Source organism: Paenibacillus catalpae, from assembly GCF_900112695.1.
In the GTDB taxonomy this organism is placed as follows: domain Bacteria; phylum Bacillota; class Bacilli; order Paenibacillales; family Paenibacillaceae; genus Pristimantibacillus; species Pristimantibacillus catalpae.
The window spans coordinates 787,413-809,032 of the sequence record NZ_FOMT01000002.1; the positions used below are offsets into that span (position 1 = coordinate 787,413).

Annotated in this window: 23 protein-coding genes; 17 read left to right on the forward strand and 6 right to left on the reverse strand. The window is 46.6% G+C overall.

Annotation, left to right across the window (positions count from 1 at the left end; all coding sequences use genetic code 11):
- Positions 1–34: 34 nt before the first annotated feature.
- Entirely contained in the window at positions 35–913 is an 879-nt protein-coding gene (locus BM200_RS11210; RefSeq protein WP_091185109.1) for a haloalkane dehalogenase, read from the reverse strand.
- A 128-nt stretch (positions 914–1,041) separates the two neighbouring features.
- Positions 1,042–1,626: a TetR/AcrR family transcriptional regulator gene (locus BM200_RS11215; RefSeq protein WP_091185112.1), complete on the reverse strand. Its 585-nt coding sequence runs from the start codon at positions 1,624–1,626 to the stop codon at positions 1,042–1,044.
- A 468-nt stretch (positions 1,627–2,094) separates the two neighbouring features.
- Between BM200_RS11215 and BM200_RS11220 the strand changes: the two genes are divergently transcribed.
- The 3 genes from BM200_RS11220 to BM200_RS11230 all read left to right on the forward strand — a co-directional run bounded on the left by BM200_RS11220 (position 2,095) and on the right by BM200_RS11230 (position 4,516).
- Positions 2,095–2,781 carry a Crp/Fnr family transcriptional regulator gene (locus BM200_RS11220; RefSeq protein ID WP_175532835.1) on the forward strand — a complete coding sequence of 229 codons (687 nt, stop codon included), beginning with the start codon at positions 2,095–2,097 and terminating at the stop codon, positions 2,779–2,781.
- A 56-nt stretch (positions 2,782–2,837) separates the two neighbouring features.
- Positions 2,838–3,503: a redoxin domain-containing protein gene (locus BM200_RS11225; RefSeq protein ID WP_091185117.1), complete on the forward strand. Its 666-nt coding sequence runs from the start codon at positions 2,838–2,840 to the stop codon at positions 3,501–3,503.
- Between the two features lie 92 nt (positions 3,504–3,595).
- Entirely contained in the window at positions 3,596–4,516 is a 921-nt protein-coding gene (locus BM200_RS11230; RefSeq protein ID WP_091185118.1) for an NAD(P)-dependent oxidoreductase, read from the forward strand.
- 82 nt (positions 4,517–4,598) lie between these two features.
- Here BM200_RS11230 and BM200_RS11235 read toward each other — a convergent pair whose 3' ends face one another.
- On the reverse strand, positions 4,599–5,018 hold the full coding sequence (locus BM200_RS11235; protein ID WP_091185121.1) for a MerR family transcriptional regulator: 420 nt from the start codon (positions 5,016–5,018) through the stop codon (positions 4,599–4,601).
- Positions 5,019–5,302: 284 nt separating this feature from the next.
- On the opposite strand from BM200_RS11235, the gene BM200_RS11240 reads away from it, so the two are divergent.
- The 3 genes from BM200_RS11240 to BM200_RS11250 all read left to right on the forward strand — a co-directional run bounded on the left by BM200_RS11240 (position 5,303) and on the right by BM200_RS11250 (position 6,848).
- Positions 5,303–5,728, forward strand: coding sequence for a DMP19 family protein (locus BM200_RS11240; RefSeq protein WP_091185122.1), 426 nt, complete (start codon positions 5,303–5,305; stop codon positions 5,726–5,728).
- A gap of 296 nt (positions 5,729–6,024) precedes the next feature.
- Positions 6,025–6,270 carry a hypothetical protein gene (locus BM200_RS11245; protein WP_245772977.1) on the forward strand — a complete coding sequence of 82 codons (246 nt, stop codon included), beginning with the start codon at positions 6,025–6,027 and terminating at the stop codon, positions 6,268–6,270.
- Positions 6,271–6,386: 116 nt separating this feature from the next.
- Entirely contained in the window at positions 6,387–6,848 is a 462-nt protein-coding gene (locus BM200_RS11250) for a hypothetical protein (RefSeq protein ID WP_091185125.1), read from the forward strand.
- Positions 6,849–7,134: 286 nt separating this feature from the next.
- Here BM200_RS11250 and BM200_RS11255 read toward each other — a convergent pair whose 3' ends face one another.
- Positions 7,135–8,154, reverse strand: a complete 1,020-nt coding sequence (locus BM200_RS11255) for an alpha/beta fold hydrolase (protein WP_091185128.1) — start codon at positions 8,152–8,154, stop codon at positions 7,135–7,137.
- A gap of 144 nt (positions 8,155–8,298) precedes the next feature.
- Here BM200_RS11255 and BM200_RS11260 point away from each other — a divergent pair, with 144 nt between their 5' ends.
- From BM200_RS11260 to BM200_RS11270, 3 genes are all read left to right on the forward strand, one after another.
- Positions 8,299–9,234: a LysR family transcriptional regulator gene (locus BM200_RS11260; RefSeq protein ID WP_091185130.1), complete on the forward strand. Its 936-nt coding sequence runs from the start codon at positions 8,299–8,301 to the stop codon at positions 9,232–9,234.
- Positions 9,235–9,549: 315 nt separating this feature from the next.
- Positions 9,550–10,281, forward strand: coding sequence for an MBL fold metallo-hydrolase (locus BM200_RS11265; protein ID WP_091185134.1), 732 nt, complete (start codon positions 9,550–9,552; stop codon positions 10,279–10,281).
- A 38-nt stretch (positions 10,282–10,319) separates the two neighbouring features.
- Positions 10,320–10,895, forward strand: a complete 576-nt coding sequence (locus BM200_RS11270; protein WP_091185136.1) for a TetR/AcrR family transcriptional regulator — start codon at positions 10,320–10,322, stop codon at positions 10,893–10,895.
- Here the strand turns inward: BM200_RS11270 and BM200_RS11275 are convergent.
- Positions 10,892–11,755, reverse strand: coding sequence for an AraC family transcriptional regulator (locus BM200_RS11275; RefSeq protein WP_091185138.1), 864 nt, complete (start codon positions 11,753–11,755; stop codon positions 10,892–10,894). The genes BM200_RS11270 and BM200_RS11275 overlap by 4 nt on opposite strands.
- 166 nt (positions 11,756–11,921) lie before the next feature.
- Between BM200_RS11275 and BM200_RS11280 the strand changes: the two genes are divergently transcribed.
- From BM200_RS11280 to BM200_RS11305, 6 genes are all read left to right on the forward strand, one after another.
- Positions 11,922–13,202: a glucuronate isomerase gene (locus tag BM200_RS11280; RefSeq protein WP_091185141.1), complete on the forward strand. Its 1,281-nt coding sequence runs from the start codon at positions 11,922–11,924 to the stop codon at positions 13,200–13,202.
- A 133-nt stretch (positions 13,203–13,335) separates the two neighbouring features.
- Positions 13,336–13,677, forward strand: coding sequence for a hypothetical protein (locus tag BM200_RS11285; protein ID WP_091185144.1), 342 nt, complete (start codon positions 13,336–13,338; stop codon positions 13,675–13,677).
- 148 nt (positions 13,678–13,825) lie between these two features.
- Positions 13,826–15,061 (forward strand): MFS transporter, encoded by a 1,236-nt coding sequence (locus tag BM200_RS11290; protein WP_091185147.1) that lies wholly within the window; start codon positions 13,826–13,828, stop codon positions 15,059–15,061.
- 117 nt (positions 15,062–15,178) lie between these two features.
- Positions 15,179–15,469 (forward strand): ArsR/SmtB family transcription factor, encoded by a 291-nt coding sequence (locus BM200_RS11295; RefSeq protein ID WP_091185149.1) that lies wholly within the window; start codon positions 15,179–15,181, stop codon positions 15,467–15,469.
- A 45-nt stretch (positions 15,470–15,514) separates the two neighbouring features.
- Complete coding sequence (locus BM200_RS11300) at positions 15,515–18,004, forward strand: DsrE/DsrF/DrsH-like family protein (RefSeq protein WP_091185151.1); 2,490 nt, start codon at positions 15,515–15,517, stop codon at positions 18,002–18,004.
- A gap of 75 nt (positions 18,005–18,079) precedes the next feature.
- Positions 18,080–18,736 carry a hypothetical protein gene (locus BM200_RS11305; RefSeq protein WP_091185153.1) on the forward strand — a complete coding sequence of 219 codons (657 nt, stop codon included), beginning with the start codon at positions 18,080–18,082 and terminating at the stop codon, positions 18,734–18,736.
- Positions 18,737–18,842: 106 nt separating this feature from the next.
- On the opposite strand, the gene BM200_RS11310 is transcribed toward BM200_RS11305, so the two are convergent.
- On the reverse strand, positions 18,843–19,070 hold the full coding sequence (locus BM200_RS11310; RefSeq protein ID WP_091185155.1) for a 3-dehydroquinate dehydratase: 228 nt from the start codon (positions 19,068–19,070) through the stop codon (positions 18,843–18,845).
- Between the two features lie 360 nt (positions 19,071–19,430).
- Here BM200_RS11310 and BM200_RS11315 point away from each other — a divergent pair, with 360 nt between their 5' ends.
- Entirely contained in the window at positions 19,431–20,201 is a 771-nt protein-coding gene (locus BM200_RS11315) for a sugar phosphate isomerase/epimerase family protein (RefSeq protein ID WP_091185157.1), read from the forward strand.
- 37 nt (positions 20,202–20,238) lie between these two features.
- Complete coding sequence (locus tag BM200_RS11320) at positions 20,239–21,258, forward strand: Gfo/Idh/MocA family protein (RefSeq protein WP_091185160.1); 1,020 nt, start codon at positions 20,239–20,241, stop codon at positions 21,256–21,258.
- Positions 21,259–21,620: the final 362 nt, after the last annotated feature.

Sequence of the window (21,620 nt, forward strand, 5' to 3'; positions counted from 1 at the left end):
ATTTTTATTACCCATCCCTAGAAGGCCTTAACGACTATGTTAAATCCTTTAACCAAGCAGCAAGTGCCTCGCCAATTTCATGAGGTGAATCTTCCTGGGGATAATGAAGTCCACGGACGGTGATCTCCGTTTGCATTGGCCAGGTACGGCAGAATTCAACATGTGATGTCGGCATAGTGCCTGGATCACAGTTGACGAAGAGTTTAGGGACCGAGCTCTGTGCCAACCACTCTCCGTACGTGGTAACAATGTCCGTCACATCAGCCGGATTTCCATCAAACGGAAGTTGTCGCGGCCAGGTTAACGTCGGGCGGCGTCCTTCACCAGGCAACGAGAATGGCCGACGATATTCGGTCATCTCTTCCTCCGTCAACTTACGCAGAATGCCGATTGGAAGGTTAGTCTCGATGAAAGAGTTGTGTTCTAACACCATCTGTTCACCTTCCTCGGATCGTAATGCCTGGAAAATTTTCCGTCCCCGTTCCGGGAGCTCGCTCCAACTACGAGGTTTTATGATTCCCTCCATGTAGGTGATTCCTTTAACTGCCTCCGGATGGCGGTACGCCCAATCAAATCCCAGGGCCGACCCCCAATCGTGCACCACAAAAGTAACCTGCTTACGAACACCAAGTTGATCCAAAAGGGCATCGAGATAGCGACGATTCTCTTCAAAGGTGTATGAGTTGGAATCACTATGGGGGATTTTCTCGGAATCGCCCATACCTATGAGGTCAGGAGCAATGCAACGACCGAAATCTTGAGCATAAGGAAGAATTTCACGCCAGAGATAAGAGGAAGTAGGGTTGCCGTGTAGGAAGACAATCGGATCGCCACTTCCTTCATCTACGTAGGCCATCTCTAGACCAAGCACTCGTTGACGTTTTTTTTCGTAGGGAAAATTCGGTTTAACCATTCAGAATCTCACCTTTCTTTTATTAGACTTGTTAAATGTAAATGCCTACATTGATGAATGCAAGCACATACTTACATTTATATTCTGAGAAAAGCCCCCTTCGGGGCTGCTCTTAGAGAAACCAATAACTAAGGGCTAAGTGCCTTAGTAAATACACTTACGCTTTCTTCAATAAACACGTCCAGCGTATCTTCCGAGACCGCTTCTTTGGCATTTAGTCTACTGATGAAAGCCCCGTAATTCATCCACATAAACGATAATGCTTGGATTTCAGGATTTGAGGAGACCACTTTGCCTTTTGATGACATTGTCGTTAGATAATCAGTGAGCAAATTTTTCAAGTGCTTCGGGTTGCGCGAAGCCTCTTGTAGAACAGAGTCAGGTAGAGTACTGCTTCCTTTAAGCGCGATTGAAATTAGTTTTCTGTTCCGGTTCATGATGTTATGATACGTTCGACTCACTGTGAGCAGATCCTCTTGCAGATGTCCTTTAAGACCCTCGTTAAAAAGCCTAGTCATCTCATTGCCATAGTGGAACCTGCTGAAGGCGGCCTCAAGCAATTTTTCTTTCGTTCCAAAATGCCGAAATAAAGTGACTTCGTTCACTCCGGCAGCTAGCGCGATTTCTTTGGTCGTTGTACCGTCATATCCTTTTTCTGCCATGAGGTTGATGGATGCCAGCAATATTTTTTCTGTAGTTGGATTAGCGCTCATGAGTTCACCCCCGTAATGCAAGTGCTTGCTTTCATTTTATTTTAGATTACATGTAATTAAATGTCAATACAGAGGAGATAGAACCGCTGTTGACTAATTCTTACTTTAGGCTTACTCAGTATTGATGGAAAGTTGAGGAAACATTTTGAGAATGATCAACGCATCATTGAAAGGCAAAAAGGAAACTGTAAGGAACCCCCAGAGTGCAATAATAACATACTCATACATGGGAATTAGACATATACAATTAGTTAGAATGCCTGGAACTCAATTAAGCTAATAGAGAACTTTAGCTCAACAACAAGTCAGCTGCCGAAGATCAATCGGCAGCCGTTTTCATTGAACGATGGGCAGTTTTGAGTGGTAATTATGTTATAATTTACAGCATTACGTGGAGATTGTTAAACGATGAAGCATCAATAGAAAAATGGATTTTTTTAAAAATGACTTTTAAGAATGGGGACAGATATGACTTCTATCGTCATGGATATTGGGTTGCTGGAAGTATTCCCATGTTTGGGGGATGTTTGCCCCGAGGATTGGGCTGAAGCAAAGCCGGAGATACGGACATTCTCCGCCAAATCTCGTATCTTTAATCGGGAAGAAGCAAGGTCCTACGGCATGTTCTTACTGAAGGGTAGTACCCGCATCAGCCAAATCGGAAAAGATGGAAGCGAGCGGGTTGTCAATAAACTTAATCCTGGCGAAATATGTGCGCTCCTTGTACTAAGCGGTCTGAGCGGACGAGACTACCCAGCCGTCATCGAGGCTGAGACTGAGGTTGAAGCACTGTTTGTATCCAAAATCAGCTTCTTACACTGGGTGCAAGAATACGAGTCGATCCGTAAAACCGTGTTCGGTAACCTGCTTGAAGGAATTATGAATATGGGCGAACAGCTTCAAGCGAGACAGACCAAACCGCTGGAAATGCGGTTGGCTGAAGCACTGCTGAGTTCCACGTCAGAGCAGCGGCCGATGCTGCGAATGACGCATTATGAGCTTGCTTCTGAAATTGGTACTGCCCGTGAAGTTGTGAGCCGCACGTTGCAACGATTTCGGCGTCAGGGATGGGTGGAGATAGGACGAGGTTGGGTAAAAATCACCTGCCGCACTAAATTGGAGGAGCTATCGGTGACTAGGTCACAGAAGCGGTAATGCTATTCTGGTAAATTGGATTAGTAATTAAATTCCAAGTGCAGGAGGTATCATCGATGACTCACCAGCTTCAGCAGGGCATGATTGCCCCAACATTCCAGACTGTCGACCACAACGGCAATTCTATATCCTTTGAAAATTTTCGTGGCCGCAGAGTACTGCTCGCCTTTATGCGATTCTCCGCTTGCGCTCTTTGTAATTTGAGGGTGCATCATTTTATCAACAGATATCCCGATTGGCAGTGCCAAGGTATGGATGTTATCGCCTTCTTCGAATCACCAGAGGCGAATATGCGAACATACGTCGGAACTCAAAACGCTCCATTTCCACTCGTCGCCGACCCGAAAGCACACTTGTACGATTTGTTTGGTGTTGAGACATCTGAAGAGAAAGTACGTATGACAATGGCCGATGAGCACACAAAAATGTTCGCTTATGAAGCTGCTGCTGCCGGCTTTGCACTCACCCCAGAGGAAGGTTCAAATTTTAATCGAATACCTGCTGATTTTTTGATTGATGAGAATGGTATTGTGCGGTTTGCACATTATCGGCAGCTTCACTACGTTAACGGGCAGAATAGTTCCAATACGTGGTTGAATAACTTATGGTTCCTTTGTGCTGAAGGATGGCTAACGAGGAACATTAGTTTAAAACAACAAACCGGCAGCAGATCAGAGATCCGCTGCCGGTTTGTTATTGAAGTAAAGGGCAGATTAGCTTAACGAAATTTTTATCCAACAATATGAAAAATAATAGTTGACCTTGACACAGTGTCAACCTTTTAAGATAAAGCAGAAGGGAGGATGTATATGCAATGAAAGAAAAATTACAAATTAAAAATACCTTAAACCGAGAACGGAACACTGGCGACGATCGCCCGCAGGTGACCGTGCTCGGCCTTGGCCCAATGGGACGTGCCTTGGCTAGGGCTTTCCTAAAGGCCGGACATCAGACGACCGTCTGGAACCGATCGCCCGGCAAAGCCGGTGAGCTGATCGAACAAGGTGCGATCCTCGCGGAGTCCGCTGCCGAAGCCGTCACGGCTAGCCCGCTAACGATCGTCTGCGTTCTCGATTATGACGCCGTGAATGCGATCGTTGGTCCGATTGACGGCGCTCTGAGAGGACGCACGTTGGTGAATCTGACGGCCGACTCACCGATTCGTGCTCGCCAAATGGCCGAATGGGCAGCGCCACACGGGATTCAATACCTCGACGGGGCGATCATGACTCCGACGACGACGATCGGCCAAAGTTCGGCCTTCGTTCTGTATAGCGGGTCGGAGTCCGTCTATCAAGCTCATCGAGAAACCTTGAGCAGCATAGGCGGCACTTCAGTGCACCTAGGAGAGGATCCGGGCCGGGCTGCGGCATACGATGTGTCGCTTTTAGATATTTTTTGGACGTCTATGAGCGGTTATATACATGCCCTCACAATGGCGAAGGCGGAGAACATAACTGCGAAAGAACTGCTTCCATTCGCCCAAGGTATTAGTAATATTCTTCCGGATATTATGGCTGGACTGGCCGAGCAAGTCGATAATGGGCAATACCCGGGATATGACTCCAACCTTTTTTCGGCAGCCGCGGGTATGAAGCATATTATTGATACCTCACAAGCGCATGGCATCGATACCAGCGTACTGATTGCAGCAAACGATATTGCCAGGCGTGCGATCGACGCCGGTCACGGTACGGACGGGTATGCTTTTCTAACTGAAGTTATTCGAAAGTAACGGGGTTAAGCCCAGTAGGCAAAGGCTACTTCTTTCCTTTTCTAGCGGAAAAGCCCGGTCCAAAGATGGAACGGACTTTCCGCTAGAATGTTGATTTGCTTGTTGGCCTGGTAGAACCGCTTACCGTTCTATTCAGCGATTGCCGGACTCTCATCTGTTCAATGCGTTGGTCCAACCGATGCTGAACGGAAGTCAGCGTTTGAATCTGTTGGATTATTTCTTTGCGTTTTTCCTCATAGGCTTCGAGCATTTCCTCACAGAAACCATCGCTATCGGTATATGAGTCGTACTCATCATGGCACTTCAAAATTTCAAGAATTTCGTTTGTCGACATCCCAAGCTCCAAATAAATCTGGATTGTGTTGATTCGCTTGATGTCGGCCTCGTCGAATTCTCGATAATCATTATCTAATCGCCTTGCAGCGAGCAGGTTTTTCTTTTCGTAATATCTGATCGATCGGGCGCTGACACCGGTTGCTTTCGAAAGTTGGCTTATCTTCATCGGATTACTCCTTTCATAGATGTGTTACACAAATCCCATTATATAGGTATCATCCCCTTTCTTAAATGCTGGCAAGACATTTTTATACATTTCGCAATTGAAAGGTTGTTCCTTGATTTCATTCACCTTTTTGTCATCAATCATTGAGCTAACGAAGAACGTTAGTTGAGATCAATATGATAGCAGCCGGCTTACATGCTCGGTTGCTTTTTTGTTGAACTAAAGGGCAAGATAGCTCAATGACGTGACGAATTATTTGAGTAACACGACTAGCGGGGGTTAGAATGGATAAGGAGACAGTCTGGCAAAGTATTTGGCAGAAAGTCGAAAATGATGGACAATCCAGTTTGAACAAATATGAAAGAATATGGTTAAACGTTGATGGATTAATCGGTGATGTGAACGGAGGCGGCTTGATTAGTTTCTTTTATAATCATGGTGCTGACAATTATAAGGAAACTATCGAGGACCTAGAAACAATCGGGGCAGAATCTGCAATTACATTAGTAAACAATATTGGTTCTATGTTCCCTGATGGGGTACCTCCTGTAAATATTGAAGAACGGAATGAGATAATCGATTCATGGGAGCATGATGAACTGAATGAGTTCTTCGAAAACCTGGATGAACAGTTTTATGCAATTATGGATGACTTAGAAAATAAGCTAGAGCCAGTCATTGCAGAAGCAATAAAGCTAGCTGACGAGTAACAGTATATATTGATGTCGTTCAACTAACGGAAACAATAGCTTAACAACCGAGTGCAGCCGGCGTATTACGTCTAGCTGCTTTTTGTTTGACTAAAGGGCAGGATAGCGCTATCTCTTCAAGAATAATTTATTCAATTAAATCTAACAAATGGAGTGAGAATAGTTTGAGTTTAATGCGAATACAAATTCCTGCAGGTTAAGCGATTTCTTATAACAAGTTTCATGATGTTGAACCAGTTCTTGATGATGGGGAAGAAGATTTTTTAAGTAATTGGTATTACTTCACAGAAGATATATTGCAGATTCGAAAACTCGAAAATGTAGATGGAAGACACGTTATTCCTGAGTGTAATACATTTATCATTGACTTAGGCTGGTACCCTGATAGTAAATTATCTGGAGAATACATACTTGTAGAAGTACTTGAAGAGGAGTGGAACGTAATAAAAACAATGCGTTCTAAAAGTAGATTTGAAATTAGAGATACACTTGAAATTTGGTTGCGTGAACTTAATAATAATCAAACAGAAGATGGTTTTTAAGTCTTAGTCATTCCGCTAACGAGGAACTTTAGTTCAACAATCCAGGAGCAGTTTGCTACCGCGGGAGCCTCTTTGTGTCGGAATGCAATGCGGTCAACAAAATGGAGGTGTACCTTTTGAAGAAGTTTCGCGGTAAAAAAAGATACTTCAGAAAACTATGGTCATCGGTGGAAAACTTTCAGGCACATGTTGACGATGATTCTTGGTATGATTATTGGCATAGACATCTCGACTTCTGGGGCTTAGGAAATGACAGTTTAAAAATAAGAAGGGCACACATTAAAGCGTATATCTTACTCTATACAAGAATTTTAAACCAACTTGAGCAACTAAATATGCCGTATCAATCATGGGTATGTATTCATGATGAAGATACGGGAGCTGATGCAGTCTACATACACACACCAAACCCTAATGCGGACGATTTTCCAGCGAACTTTGATTTTCTTAAATTGGATTGTAAGCCTCCAAATGCCTTTTCTGACCTTATAGATACAGCCCAATTTAATATTGGATATTATGAATCTGAGCATGAACGTGTTTATTACATACAATCAAAAAACATCAAATTTCACTAATTCTGTTATTAAGCTATCGAGGAACGTTAGTTCCATACAACTACAAGCAGCAGCCGCAAGTAAGCGGCTGCTATTTTTATGGAAGTAACGGAGGATAGATGAATTTTGTGAATATATTTCAGGTATGCGAACGATAAAAAAAATAAGTTTAACTTTTAAGATTAAAGACGTGCTACAGTCTTCAGAGTTCACTGAATTCGTTAAAGGAAGTAGAAAAAAGAGGTCGAACCAGTAAGTGAACAGGGAATCTTGCTAGGCCTGACAGACATCCAATGCAAGTGACGATCTATTCTTTAGTGCTAAGTGACAACAAGTGTTTTAGATTGTCATCAATAAATTGATTATCGGCACTGTTGATTCCACGACCGGCAAAATGGCCCCAGATCGATTGGATTGGTTTCAAGACAGCATTAGGTATACGCTTAGCTTCGTATTCATTATCGTCCGCTGTGCAGAAGAGATCCGTGCTTCCCGGCATGATACAGGCAAGAGCTTTTATGCTCTGAAGTGCTTTATTAAAGTCTCCGTTATAGGAGGGGTTTGCACTAATATCTGCATGTTGGCCTGTCCATAACATTGCCAGAACATTATGAGGATCCATATTCATAAAGCTATCTTCCCAGACACCAGCTACAAAATCCTCCAATGTATCAAATCCCATCTCACGGTAAAGCTCTTCTCTATAAAACGCATGTGATAGTCCCCATCCCGCATACACCCGACCAACGGCACGCATGTCTGTAGAACTTAGTTGGTTTAATTTACTTGAGTCGAAGCCGACTGCAGATAGCAGTGAGGCTTTTACACCTTCCAGCACTACATATGTGTGAGGCCAAGGTTTGGCGATGCCTCCGAAAGGTGCGATTCGTTCAACCATCTCCGGGTTACTTGCCCCCCATTGAAATGCCTGAATGCCGCCCATCGACCACCCGACGACGAGAGCAATCTTTTGAATACCGAATTTTTCGGTCAGCAGTTGGTGCTGGAATCGAACGTTATCATAGATGGTTACCTGTGGAAAGTTAGCCCGATCAAATGGAGGAGGCGTGTTACTGGGAGAGGAAGATAGCCCATTGCCCAGCAAATTGGGAACGATAATAAAATATTTCTCTGGATCGAGTGCCATCCCGCTGCCAATGAGCCATTCATTCTGAACATGCTGATCCCCAAAAGCCGTTGGATAGACAATAACATTATCCTTCTGTTCATTTAATTTTCCGTATGTTTTATAAGCAAGAAAAGCATTTGGTAACGTCACTCCTGATTGTAAGAGTACATCACCCAAACTAAAAATTTCATAGTCCATCGTATAGTCGCTCCCTTCAAAATGAAAAACCACATGTTCACTGTGATTTCTTGTGCTCAGTATAGAGCTGTGATACTCTCAATAAAAGTGAATAGAATTCAAAATAGCATTCAATAAAATTGAAAGATGAAGGGGGAGCATCGGATGGAATTGCGTCAACTGAATACGTTTTGTACGGTTGCAACAACATTGAATTTCACGCGGGCAGCAGAAGTGCTGAGCTACGTTCCTTCCAACGTCACGATGCAAATTAAAGCATTGGAAGATGAGCTAGGTGTTCGCCTCTTTGATCGGTTGGGCAAGCAACTCGCGCTCACAACTGCGGGTAAACGCTTTTTAACACACGCCCAAGGCGTTCTTGAAAAAATGGACGAAGCTCGTAGTGCTGTCCATGATAATGAAAAACTAAGTGGTACCTTAACGATAAGTGCGAATGAGGTTATTTGCTCCTACCGGCTTCCACCTGTCTTCCAACGGTTTCGTTCGCAGCATCCGGGAGTTCGTCTAATCTTCCGCTCAGTTCCGAATCAAGAGCTCAAGCAAACGCTCTTTGAGGGAACCACGGATATTGTTTATATGTTGGATGAACCCATTCGCTCGAGTGGACTTTCCGTGGAACCTTTGCTGGAAGAACATTTCCGATTGTTAGCTGCTCCAGATCACCCACTCGCCAAACGAACTGTGCTTCAGTTGGAAGATTTTCACGGAGAAGTATTCCTGACGAATGAAAAGGGTTGTCCTTATCGAACTATGTTTGATCGATCATTTGAGAAAGAGGGCATTGATAGCATTACATATTTAGAGTTTCAAAGTGCTGAAGCCATTAAACAATGTGCAATTTCAGGAATCGGTATTGCCTTTCTTCCTGAGATCGTCGCGGAATCCGAAGTTGAACGCGGAGAACTTGTTGTCCTCCCATGGCAAATTCCGGGCTTGCAGGTATATACACAGATGTTGTGGCATAAAGACAAGTGGCTTTCACCAATCATGTTATCTTTCATAGAAGCAACCAACGCAGTTTTTGGTTCACAGAATGAGAAACTAGTTTTTCCGACCAATGGCAAGAACTTAACTCCATAGCTGAAAAGGTTAAGAACACATGGACCCATGTCGATTAGAATATTAATCTGTTTCGTTAAGCTAACTGGGAAACGTTAGTAGATTAATTAGGGAACAGGTCTGAAGGGGAGGTGTCTCTATGAATGAGAATCTTAAGTCATTTATGGAAGAGCCGTGGTTGGTAATAACGGACAATATGGCGGAGGAACTAAATATTGAGTTGCACAGAGAGTTATCTCAAAACTAGTTAGGCAAAAAACCTCTTGCCAAAACTAATGGTATTAGTTATTATAAAACTAACGATATTAGTTTATGAGCGAAGGTGGTTAATTAATTATGAAAATGACACGCTATGAACAGGTTTATCAGCTCACTTATTTGCCTAATGTATTCCCCGTTAATTGTTACCTGGTGGAGGAAGAGAAAAGCTTAACGTTAATTGACGCTGCAATGCCAAATAATGCGGCAGCTATCCTGAAAGCCGCCGAGCAGATCGGCAAGCCGATTACACGGATTGTACTAACTCATGCGCATAGTGATCATATCGGAGCATTGGATGCATTGAAGAAGCAGCTGTCCGATGTGACGGTCTATATTTCCGCACGTGATTCCCGTCTGCTTAATGGTGACCGCTCGCTGGATCCTACTGAGGCAGATACGCCTATCCGTGGCGGCGTGCCCAAGCCGGGCAAAATTGCAACTCGGCCGGATGTGCTGCTGCAGGACGGAGACCGGGTTGGCTCGCTGCTTGCCGTCTCAACACCTGGACATACGCCTGGATCCATGTCCTTTCTCGATTCACGCAGTCATGCTCTCATTGCGGGAGATGCCTTGCAGACTCGGGGAGGAATTGCAGTAAGCGGTCAAATGATGCCGTGGTTTCCCTTCCCTGCAATGGCTACGTGGAATAACATCGAATCCCTTCGCAGTGCGATGAAGCTGCTTAAACTGAAGCCAACGCTGCTTGCTGTCGGACACGGGAAGATGCTTGAAAATCCGGAGGCTGCGATGGAGCAGGCCATTAAGACGGCATCCCGCAAGCTTGATGCGGTATTGATGCATGAATAACGGTCATTAACTATACGAAATTAAGGGGCGAATACGACATGTCACCAAGAATAGGATTGGATTTGCAAACCATCATACAGAAGGCTGCCATGCTGGCCGATGAGAACGGACTGGAATCCGTGACTCTGGCCTCGCTGTCGCAGGAGCTCGGTGTCCGTTCCCCATCGTTATATAATCATGTGGAAGGATTAAGCGGTCTTAAGGAGAAGCTTGCCCTGCATGGGCTGAAGAGTCTGCATGATAAGCTGCTCCGGGCTGCAGCCGGCAGATCGGGGGATGATGCCGTGTTTGCTATAGGGCTCGCCTATATACGCTTCGCGAGAGAACATCCAGGCTTGTATGAGGCAACGCTGCCGGCTCAGCATACGGAGAATGAGGAGCTGCTTAAAATAAGCGAAGAGCTTATACAGCTTATTATTCAAGTAATGCATCATGCTTATGAGATGAAGCAGGAAGATACGATTCATCTCGTAAGAGGCTTCCGCAGCTTTATGCATGGCTTTGCCACTCTGGAAAGAAGCGGAGGATTTGGGCTGCCGGTTAATCTGGATGAGAGCATTCAGTTTGTCCTGCGGACTTATCTGACCGGCATCCGTGAAAATTTCCGTTCTTAGCCGGAAGCGCCCTTATATGACCGGGCGATCCCTTTACGATAGTCATCGGGCGATTGTCCGGTAAATTTTTTGAAGGTCTGACTGAAATGCGAGACGTATTTGAACCCAACCTCAAAAGCTGTTTCCGTAATGGAGCGGTCCGGGTTCATGGTGAACAGCATTTTGGCCTGATTGATTCGGCGCTGATAGAGATAATGGAACAAGGTAATACCTGTCGTTTCCTTGAAGATTTTAACCAGATAATGCTTGTTCAAATGCATATAGAAGGCGATATCCTCAAGCTGAAGATCCTCGCGGTAATGCTCCTCGATATAAGCGATAAGCTTCTGCACATTCTGATGCTTGATGCTCTTCGGCGGTGAAGCTTGTCCATAGCTGGGCATGCTCTCGAATTCGTAAATAAGCAGCAGCAGCTCCTGAAAACAGAGAATTAACCGGTCATGCGACAGCGGATCTTTGCTTTGACGAAGCTGGCATAACCGCTCCAGCAGCGGCTCTATCCTGGCCTGCTCCTCCGGTTTCAGTGAAATAAGACGGTTTGTTTGTCTTTCGAAGGGAAGGAGCAGCGGTACTAGAAAAGGCGGCTGGAATAGGCCTGAAGCAAAAGCCGGATCAAAATGGACAACCGTCCGGCAGTATTCATAACGGTTATCGATGGACGGATAATGCAGAGTCATCCCGTTCATAAGAATGAGGTTGCCGGGAGCAAGCTCATAGATGCTGTCGCCGATCAGCAGCTTGCATTTGCCGCTGTGGAAATAATAAATTTCATATTCCAGATGGGAATGGAAGTCGGTCGGAATCTGGGATGTATTATACATAGCTTCAATAGGAAGCGCGTATCGTTCTTGATTGCTCATGCTTTCCTCCACGCGTTTGTTTAAGCTGCAGTTCCATTATACTGCGCTGCCGCCGAATACACCAACCACATATAAATGGGGAGACCATCAACGATAACCGGATAGAAGCGATTCGCCTCTCGCGGTGGTACGATGAGTATAGGACAAGTCGAGGAGGATAATCGTAATGATCAAGGAAGATTTGGCTATTGAATCCATTAGTACCATGAAGGAAACCGTGGAACGGCTCGCCATGACGATGCCGGTGACGGATATGCATACCCATTTATTTTCTGCTGATTTCGGCAATTTGCTCCTGTGGGGCATAGATGAGCTTCTTATATATCATTATCTTATTTCGGAGTCGTTCCGCTGGTCGGATGATCAGGAATCGTATGAGGCATTCTGGGCAATGTCGAAGCGGGAGCAGGCCGACTGGATATGGAACAAGCTGTTTATCGAACATTCGCCAATTAGTGAAGCAGCTAACGGTTTTATAACGATTCTGCACCGCCTGGGATTAGACGTTTCTTCGCGTAATCTGAATGACTACCGCGAGGCGCTTGCCAACCGCACAACCGCACAGCAGGTGGATGAAGTGCTTCGGATTTCGAACGTGAAGCATGTCCTCATGACCAATGATCCGTTTGATCCCGAAGAACGTGACGTGTGGCTGAACCGCGGAGGCAATAAGGATTCCCGTTTCTGGGCAGCTCTTCGGGTAGACACCTTGCTCAATGACTGGCCCAATGCGGTTGTACAGCTGCAATCGCTTGGTTATGACGCTGCTGAGCAATGGACTGAGCGGACGAAGGTAGAAGTACGCCGCTTTCTGTCGGAATGGATTGTGCGCATGGATGCTTTATATTTGGCTGTATCGATGCCTGGAGATTTCGTCTATCCGGCTGAAGATCACCGTACCCGCATGATTGATGAAGCAATGGTACCGGTCTGTCAGGAGCACGGCATTCCGTTTGCCCTTATGATTGGCGTTCGCCGCCGCGTTAATCCGGAGCTTCGTCTTGCCGGAGATATGAGCATGGATTCGGATGTAACCGCAGTCGAAGCTTTGTGCAGAAACTACCCTACGCAAAAATTCCTCATTACCATGCTCGCCCGCAGCAATCAGCATGAACTGACGGTGCTTGCGCGGAAGTTCCGCAACCTGATGGTATTTGGCTGCTGGTGGTTCCTTCACATCGAATCGATGGTGGAGGAGATGACGAAGTTCCGGCTTGAGCTGCTGGGCACATCAGTGATCCCTCAGCATTCGGATTGCAGGGTGTTTGAGCAGCTGATCTACAAGTGGGAGCATTCGCGACGTATTATCGGCCAGGTGCTGGCTTCGAAATATGAGCGTTTATACAACAGCGGCTGGAAGGTCACAGAGGAAGAGATCAAGCGTGATCTGGACGATTTGTTCAACCGGAATTTCTGGCGCTTCCTTGGCAAGGAACAGCCTCAGTAAGGAATCAGCGAAGCAGACGAAGGCCTGCTTCTTTTTGCGTGCCTGTACTCTGCAGATCATGGGAAAAATATCGAATCTCTGAAAGGTTGCGCCATATACTGTTGTAATGCTACAGGAATGGAGGCGACTCAACGTGACCGATAAACGATTGCCGCGCAGCTCCCTTCTTTCAATCGGCGGTATGTTATTTCCAATTGTTGTACATGGCATTCATTTGCTGCTTCCACTGCTGCTGACGGGCGGTATAAGCGCATTAGAATGGTCAAATATGCAGCACCACAACGGCGGGATGAACGGCATGATGGATGATCCGTTTATGGACGGCATTATGATGGGAATCATGATCATCTCGGTCGGATTTACCGTAGGGTATCTGGTCCGGATCTGGCGGCTGCGGGATTGCAGCCGTACAGCAGCCTGGTGTTATACAGGCACTTCCGTAGCCTGTTTTGCCTTGCTGCTTATATTGATGTAATGAGGGTGCCCTTGGTCAGGTGCGGACTTTTTTATCTGGGCGGATATGCTGCTGAAATTGATTGTTGCGCTTTCCGAAATTCTCTGCTCTAATGGTTGAAGAAAGATAGACAAGAAATGGGATAGTGGAGCGAAAGGATTGCAGCGAGATGGAAAGAAAGGGCAGTGTCTATAAACTTGGCATGCAGATGATGCCGCGTGTTTGGTTTAATGCGAAGATCGACTTCAGTGCAACCTTATTATTTAGTATTTTTAACGTCGTCTTAAATCAATTTTTTATGCCTTTCGCTATTCAGGAAGGGGCTAATAATCTGCAGGTTGGACTCCTGTCCGCGGCACCGGCAGTTGGTCTCTTGTTCTCGCCGATCTGGGCGGCCTGGATTGAGAAGACAGGGAATCCCAAGCCGTTTGTTATTATTCCGAATGTGATTGGCAGGCTGCTGATTATATTCCCGGCCTTATTTGCTTATCCGTCTGTTTACGTTGCAACCGCGCTTGTCTTCCAGATTTTAATGGGGATTCAGGCTCCGGCTTATGCGTCTCTGGTTGCGCGGATGTACCCGTCTGATGTTAGAGGCCGGCTGATGGGTTATGTGCGGGTAGCGAGCGGAGCACTAATGATTCCTCTTGCTTATATCGTTGGGACATGGGCCGATGCGGCGGGGCCGTCTGGCCCGTTGATTACAGCATCTATTTTTGGAGTAGCTTCAATTATCTTATTTCATTCGCTTCGGCTGCCCAAGCAGCTTAAGCCTGTACATACAACGCGAACAGCGGCAAAGTTCTCGCTGCGAGATCAATGGGCGCTCGTGTCGGGGAACCGCAAGCTAGCTGTATTTCTAGCGGCTACTACGTTTGCGGGCTTTGGCAATATGCTGTCCAATCCGCTGTACCAGATTATACAGGTTCAGGTGCTTGAGCTGAGCAATGTTCAGATCGGCTATGCCCGTATTTCTTATTTTGCAGGCCTCTTGCTCACATATCTGATTGCAGGACGGTTAATTGACCGGATTGATATCAAACATGTACTATTATGCGGGATTAGCGCGTATGCGATTGTTCCGATGTTATATGGCTTATGGGGAACCTATTCCGCCGTTATTGTAGGGAATGGGATTCAAGGAGTAGGCGAGGCGATATGGGATATCGGCATCCTTGCCTTTGTATCCAGATTGGCTCCGGGCAGGGAAGCAACCGTGTTTGGCGTGCATCTTATGTTGTTTGGAGTACGCGGAACGTTGGGTCCGCTGCTGGGAGCGGGTTTGTCAGACAGTGTGTCATTAACCATGCTGCTCGTCATTGCTTCGATTTGCGGATGGATCGGAACGGCCATGTTCCTGTTTGGTAACCGAAAAGAACTACATCATGGGGAAGCCTCAAGCTGACCCTGATGGAAGGAAGGACCTGCGCTCAGGTCCTTTTTTTGTTTCGTTAAGCTTGCCTTCTTTATCTATATATCGTAATATTACGATATAACAATTTAGTGAGGTTGAGGTGAGAAAATGGATAACAACTTTAAAGCTTATGACGATGCGGCCGAAATGCTGAAGGCATTGGCGCATCCGGTACGGCTGTGCATGGTGAAAGGGCTGCTTCAAAAAGGCCGCTGCAATGTATCGTTTATGCAGGAATGTCTGGATCTGCCGCAATCTACCGTGTCCCAGCATTTGCAGAAGCTGCGAAGCGCCGGCATTGTAGCTGCCGAGCGAAGCGGGCTGGAAATTCATTATACAATCGCTTCTCCGAAGATCGCGAAATTGATCCAGGCGATGTTCGGTGACGATGAGTCTTAATTCCTCTTACCAACAATAGTTCCTACACAACAGGAGGTTTACAGCATGAGTAAAAAAGTGATTATTGTCGGAGGTGTCGCCGGCGGAGCTTCCGCTGCGGCAAGATTGCGCAGGCTGGATGAGCAGGCGCATATTATGATGTTCGAACGGAATGACTACATTTCGTTTGCGAACTGCGGTTTGCCTTACTATATCGGCGGCTCGATCAAGGAGCGCAGCAAGCTTCTCGTTCAAACGCCGGAAGCAATGTTTAAACGATTCAATATCGATATCCGGACACAAAGTGAAATTACAGCCATTAATCCGTCAGCCAAAACGGTAACGGTACGCAACCTCGAAAGCGGAGAGCAATATGAGGAAAGCTATGACCAAATGATTCTGTCGCCAGGCGCAAAGCCTATCCGTCCGGATGTTCCGGGAGCCGATCTTCCTTTTATTGTTTCTCTCCGCAATCTTGCGGATACGGACCGTATTAAGGAAAAAGTGACCGACTCGGAGACGCGTTCGGCTGTTGTGCTTGGCGGAGGTTTTATTGGAATCGAGATGGCGGAGAACCTGAAGGAGCTTGGCCTTCATGTTACTTTGGTTCAATCCGGCAATCAGATTTTATCGCCGTTTGATGCGGAGATGGCTGGTCTATTAGCGAAAGAAATGGAGGATAACGGGGTACAGCTGCGGTTTAATGAGCAGGTGCGATCGTTCACCCAGAAAAGCCAGAACCGGGTTGAGCTCCACCTTGCATCAGGTTCCGTTCTCGAGACTGAGCTTGTCATATCGGCAATCGGGGTTACTCCTGATACGGCTTTCCTTCAAGGCAGCGGCCTTGCCTTTGGAGCACGCGGGCATATTGTGGTGAACGAGCATATGGAGACAAACCTGCCGGACATTTATGCCGTTGGCGATGCGGTTGAGGTAACGGATTTCGTGAGCGGCAGACAGACGGCGATTCCGCTTGCGGGTCCGGCTAATAAACAGGGTCGAATCGCGGCGGATAACGCAGCGGGACGGAAGACAGCCTTTAACGGGACTCAAGGCACGTCGATCATAAAAGTATTTGGCCTTACGGGCGCATTGACCGGCAGTAATGAGAAGTCGCTCCGCTCTCAAGGTATCCCCTATCAGGTCACTTATGTGCATCCGAATTCGCATGCCGGTTATTACCCGGGCGCCGTTCCGATGTCGCTGAAGCTGCTCTTTGATAAGGAAGGGCGGATTCTGGGCGCACAGGCGGTTGGTCGTGATGGCGTGGATAAACGGATTGACACCATTGCAACGGTCATGCGCTTGAGTGGAACGGTTACGGATCTGACGGAGCTTGAGCTGGCCTATGCGCCGCCATTTTCTTCGGCGAAGGATCCGGTCAACATGGCAGGTTATACGGCAGAAAATATTTTGTCAGGCCTCACGGATGTATTTACTGTGGAGCAATTAGCTGACCGTGATGTGCAGAATTCCTATCTTGTTGACGTGAGATCCAAGATGGAGCATGACAATGGCCATATCCCCGGCTCTGTCCTTCTTCCGGTTGATGAGCTTCGCGGACGCCTTGATGAGCTGGACCGCAATAAAGAGATATGGGTATATTGCCAGGTAGGGCTGCGCGGTTATACGGCTTCGCGCATTTTACGGCAAAATGGCTTTAAGGTGAGGAACTTAACCGGCGGTTATAAGACGTACAAGCTGACTCAATTTACGCCAAAGCGCCATGAAAATCAGCCTCCGGCAGCAGCTCTTGAAACGATTGCTGCCGGGAGCAAAGAATCAGCAGCGGCGTCAGCTTCCGCGAGTCCTGTTCTGCAGGCGGATGCCACTTTGGATGCTTGCGGCTTATGCTGCCCGGGTCCGCTTATTCAGGTTAAACAGCGGATGGATGAGCTTAAGGCGGAAGATGTCCTCAAAGTAACCGCGACAGATGCGGGCTTTTACGAAGATATTAAAGCTTGGGCCGGCATGACGCACAACCGGGTAGAGAAGCTGACCAAGCATAAGGACGGCATGATTGAAGCCTTTGTTCGGAAGGGAGAAGGACCCGGATCAGAATCTGATAGGGCAGCAGCCCAAAGCTCGGATAACAGCACGATGATCGTCTTCAGCGGTGATCTCGACAAGGCGATTGCTTCGTTTATCATTGCCAACGGCGCAGCATCCAGCGGTAAAAAAGTAACGATGTTCTTTACGTTCTGGGGATTAAACGTTATCCGCAAATCGGAGAAGGTGCCGGTATCCAAAAATCTGATCGGCCGCATGTTTGGCATGATGATGCCGCGCGGCAGCCGCAAGCTGGGCTTGTCCAGAATGAATATGATGGGCATGGGCTCCAGAATGATACGTGGTGTCATGAAGAGCAATAACGTATCCTCGCTTGAGGAACTTATTGAGACAGCAATTGCTCAAGGCGTTGAAGTTGTAGCCTGCCAAATGTCGATGGATTTGATGGGAATCAAGCAAGAGGAGCTGATTGACGGCGTGAAAATCGCGGGAGTAGGTTATTATTTGGGCCAAGCCGATCAATCCGGCATTAACCTGTTTATTTAATGAGGGCATGTTCATTTCTCGTTCATAATGGTCTGCTACAATGCAATCAAAATGCCATAGAGGGGAATACGAGAGATGAACAACTGGAAAATCGTACTAAGCGCTTTCGCGATATCGGTTGCTTTGGCGGGCTGCGGCTCTAAGTCTGATGACGCAGACACGACCGGCGGGGCTGAAGCACAAGTCCAGCAGCAGAACCAGCAAAGTCAAGGGCAGCAGGGCGCTCAAGGCAGAGCGATGATGAGAACAATCGGAAAAATCAAGTCAATCAATGGTCAGACCATCACAATCTATAAATCATCGTTCCAAACACCGGAGGGAGGCAGGCAACAGGGCACCCCTCCGCTAGGCGAAGCCCCGCAAGGGGATGCAGCCGCACCTAACGGCAATCCTCCAGCTGGAGATCAGGCGGCAGAGGGCAATGGGGGCGGGTTCCAGCGGAACATGGAAAACATGTTCTCCGATGAGACGATGGACATAACGGTAACGGACGCTACCAAGATTGTTTCGGTTACCTTTACGGACGGCAATATGACGGAAACGGACAAGACGCTTGCCGACTTGAAGGCCGATGATATGATTACCGTGCAGCTAAAAGACGATACGCAGGAAGCGGAGTCCATTCGTCTTGGCGGTTTTGGCGGAGGCGGAGGCCGCGGCGGACAGTTCCAGAACGGCGGAGGAACTCAGGACGGGCAGCAGCAGACCGAACAGCAGACCACCGCAAAATAAAAGCAACAAGGAAGAAGCATCGGCAACGGGGGATGCTTCTTCCTTGTTTTTATTAAAAACAAAAAACTGCCCCGAACATCAAGGCAGTTCTATACAAGCTATGGGTTTAATACAATGAGATCGTTAAAGTGTCTTTCTCATATAGGGAGTGAAGTGTCGCCTCACTGCCGTTGATTTCAACGCTGATCAGAGATTTGATACAATTTTTTAAGGCATTTTTGCCCGTTGTAAGCTTGCGGTTCAGTACATCAGATAATTTCTCGATTGCTTTTTTATTCGTATCAGTTAAGTAAACGGGAATTGTGCGATTATTAAATAAAATCATTGTTTTCATGGGGGAATGCCTCCATTCCATTAATAGACTTTGATATAACATATACGGATTAAACGTATAGAAAGTTTCGCCCGAATATTATTTAGCTTACTGTATGAACCTATTCTAAGCTATAAAGATTAAGATAAACTTAAAAAATGGTTATGATTTCTTTACAAATCGAGGGAGTTTTCCATCCTGAAGGAAAAGGCGGACAAGCCTTTGAACGCTAAATCGGAAGAAATGGCAAAATCGCATAAGAAAAGAGTAATAAGACAACTGTTTTTTTGTTTCCTGCTGCCCGTATAATGAGTTACGTAGGACTAGGTGATACAATACAAACAGCTACAATGAATTGAATGATAAAGGAGTGCTTAACAGGTGACACGTCCGGGTATCGGTTTACAGTTGTATACGCTTCGTGAAGAAACGGCTCAAGATTTTGAAGGTACATTGCGCAAAGTTGCTGCAATGGGCTATGAAGGCGTTGAATTTGCTGGGTACGGAGATATTCCCGCCGCACAAATGAAAGCGCTGCTAGATGAGCTTGGTCTGGTTGCGATCGGCAACCACGTGCCTCTGGTGAATCTTGAAACAAAGATTGAAGAGGAAATTGCTTATTTGACTACAATCGGAGCGAAATACGCGATCTGCCCTTGGCTCCCTGTTGAAGTCCGCGATTCAGAAGCTTGGAAGAAGCATATTGTAAACTTCGCGGAATACGGTAAGCGATTCCAAGAAGCAGGCATTATTTTCTGCTACCACAATCACGAGTTCGAATTCGAAGTTGAGATTGATGGACAAATCGTATTCGATAAGCTGTATGAAACCGTTGGCGCCGATCTGCTGCAAGTGGAAATGGATCTGGGCTGGGTCCAATACGCGGGCCGCGATACGCTTGAATACATCTCGAAATATGCCGGCAGACTGCCGCTTGTTCACTTGAAAGACTTCGTTAAAAACACAGAAAAAGCAGAAATCGACACGGTTGAACTTGGCCGCGGCGATCTGGATCTGCTGCCGCTTATTCAACGTTCCGAGGAATCGGACGTGAAATGGCTTATCGTCGAGCAGGACCGTTGCGCGAATCCTCCGATTCAATCGGTTGAGGAAAGCATGAACTGGCTGAAAACTAACTATCTGAACAAATAATTTCAACTTTTGAATATAGAAGAGGCAGGGGAAAAGAATGAGTAAAGTAAGAGTAGCAGTAATCGGTTGCGGTTCCATCTCCAAACATCGTCACATTCCTGAGTATGCTGACAACAGCAATGTAGAGCTTGTGGCATTCGTGGATCCGGTAATCGAGCGTGCAGAAGAATATGCAGCAAAGCATGGCGGAAAAGCTTATGCTGACTATGAAACCATGCTGGCAGAAGTTAAGCCGGACGCAGTAAGCGTATGTACGCCTAACTATCTGCATGCTCCAATGTCGATTGCTGCAGCAAACGCTGGCGCACATGTCCTTGTTGAGAAGCCAATGGCTGTAACAGATGAAGAAGCAGCTGCTATGAACGAAGCAGCAGCGAAAAACGGCGTGAAACTCATGGTTGGACACAACCAACGCCTGATGCCTCCACACGTGAAAGCGAAGCAAATCCTTGACTCCGGCGTACTTGGCAAAGTGCTGACTTTCCGCACTTCGTTTGGCCACCCTGGTCCGGACGGCTGGAGCATTGACGGTGCAGGAAGCTGGTTCTTCCGTAAGAACGAAGCGATCATGGGTGCTATGGGCGATCTTGGCGTGCACAAATCCGACCTGATCCGCTACCTGCTGAGCGATGAAGTTTCTGAAGTTGCAGCATTTATCGCAACCATCGACAAACCAGGCGACGTAGACGACAACGCCAACGTAATTGTCCGCATGAAGAGCGGCGCAATTGGTTCCCTTGTAGCAAGCTGGACTTATTACAAGGGCGAAGACAACAGCACAGTGCTGTGGTGTGAAAAAGGCGTTATGAAAATTGGCACGCATCCGGAAGATCAAGTTATTGTTGAGCTTCGCGACGGTTCTGTTGAGAAACATAAAGTAGGCGAAATCTCGACGAACACAAAACAACTGTCTAGCGGCATCGTTGATGCGTTCATCGATTCGATCATTAATGATACGGTTCCCGCTATTTCGGGCGAAGAAGGCCGCAAATCGCTGAAAGTTATTCTTAGCGCGTTTGAATCGCAAGCAACTGGCCAATTCATCAAAGTGAATTAATCGATATATATAGAAGAAACTCCTCGAGGGATCGCCTGAAACGGTGATTTCTCGGGGAGTTTTTTGTTGTTTTGCGACAATTTGAAATCGCTTTCTTAAAGGATTCTAATGTTTCGCGCTGCATGAATTGAAATATTCTGACTTTTTATCAAAAGGCTCAACAGCCGCCTGAATTTGCGGTTTTAGCCAAAAGTGAGCACATTCTCATAAACGTGCTGAAGCCCCTGTTTTTACAGTGAAAACGCACTGCTTCCCAGTTTTTGTGTCATGAAACAAGTTCGAAACACATGTTACGATAAGTGGCGTCGGAGGGCAAGTGGTTAACTAGCCAAGCCAATTAAGCTTTTATCCCATATACATTC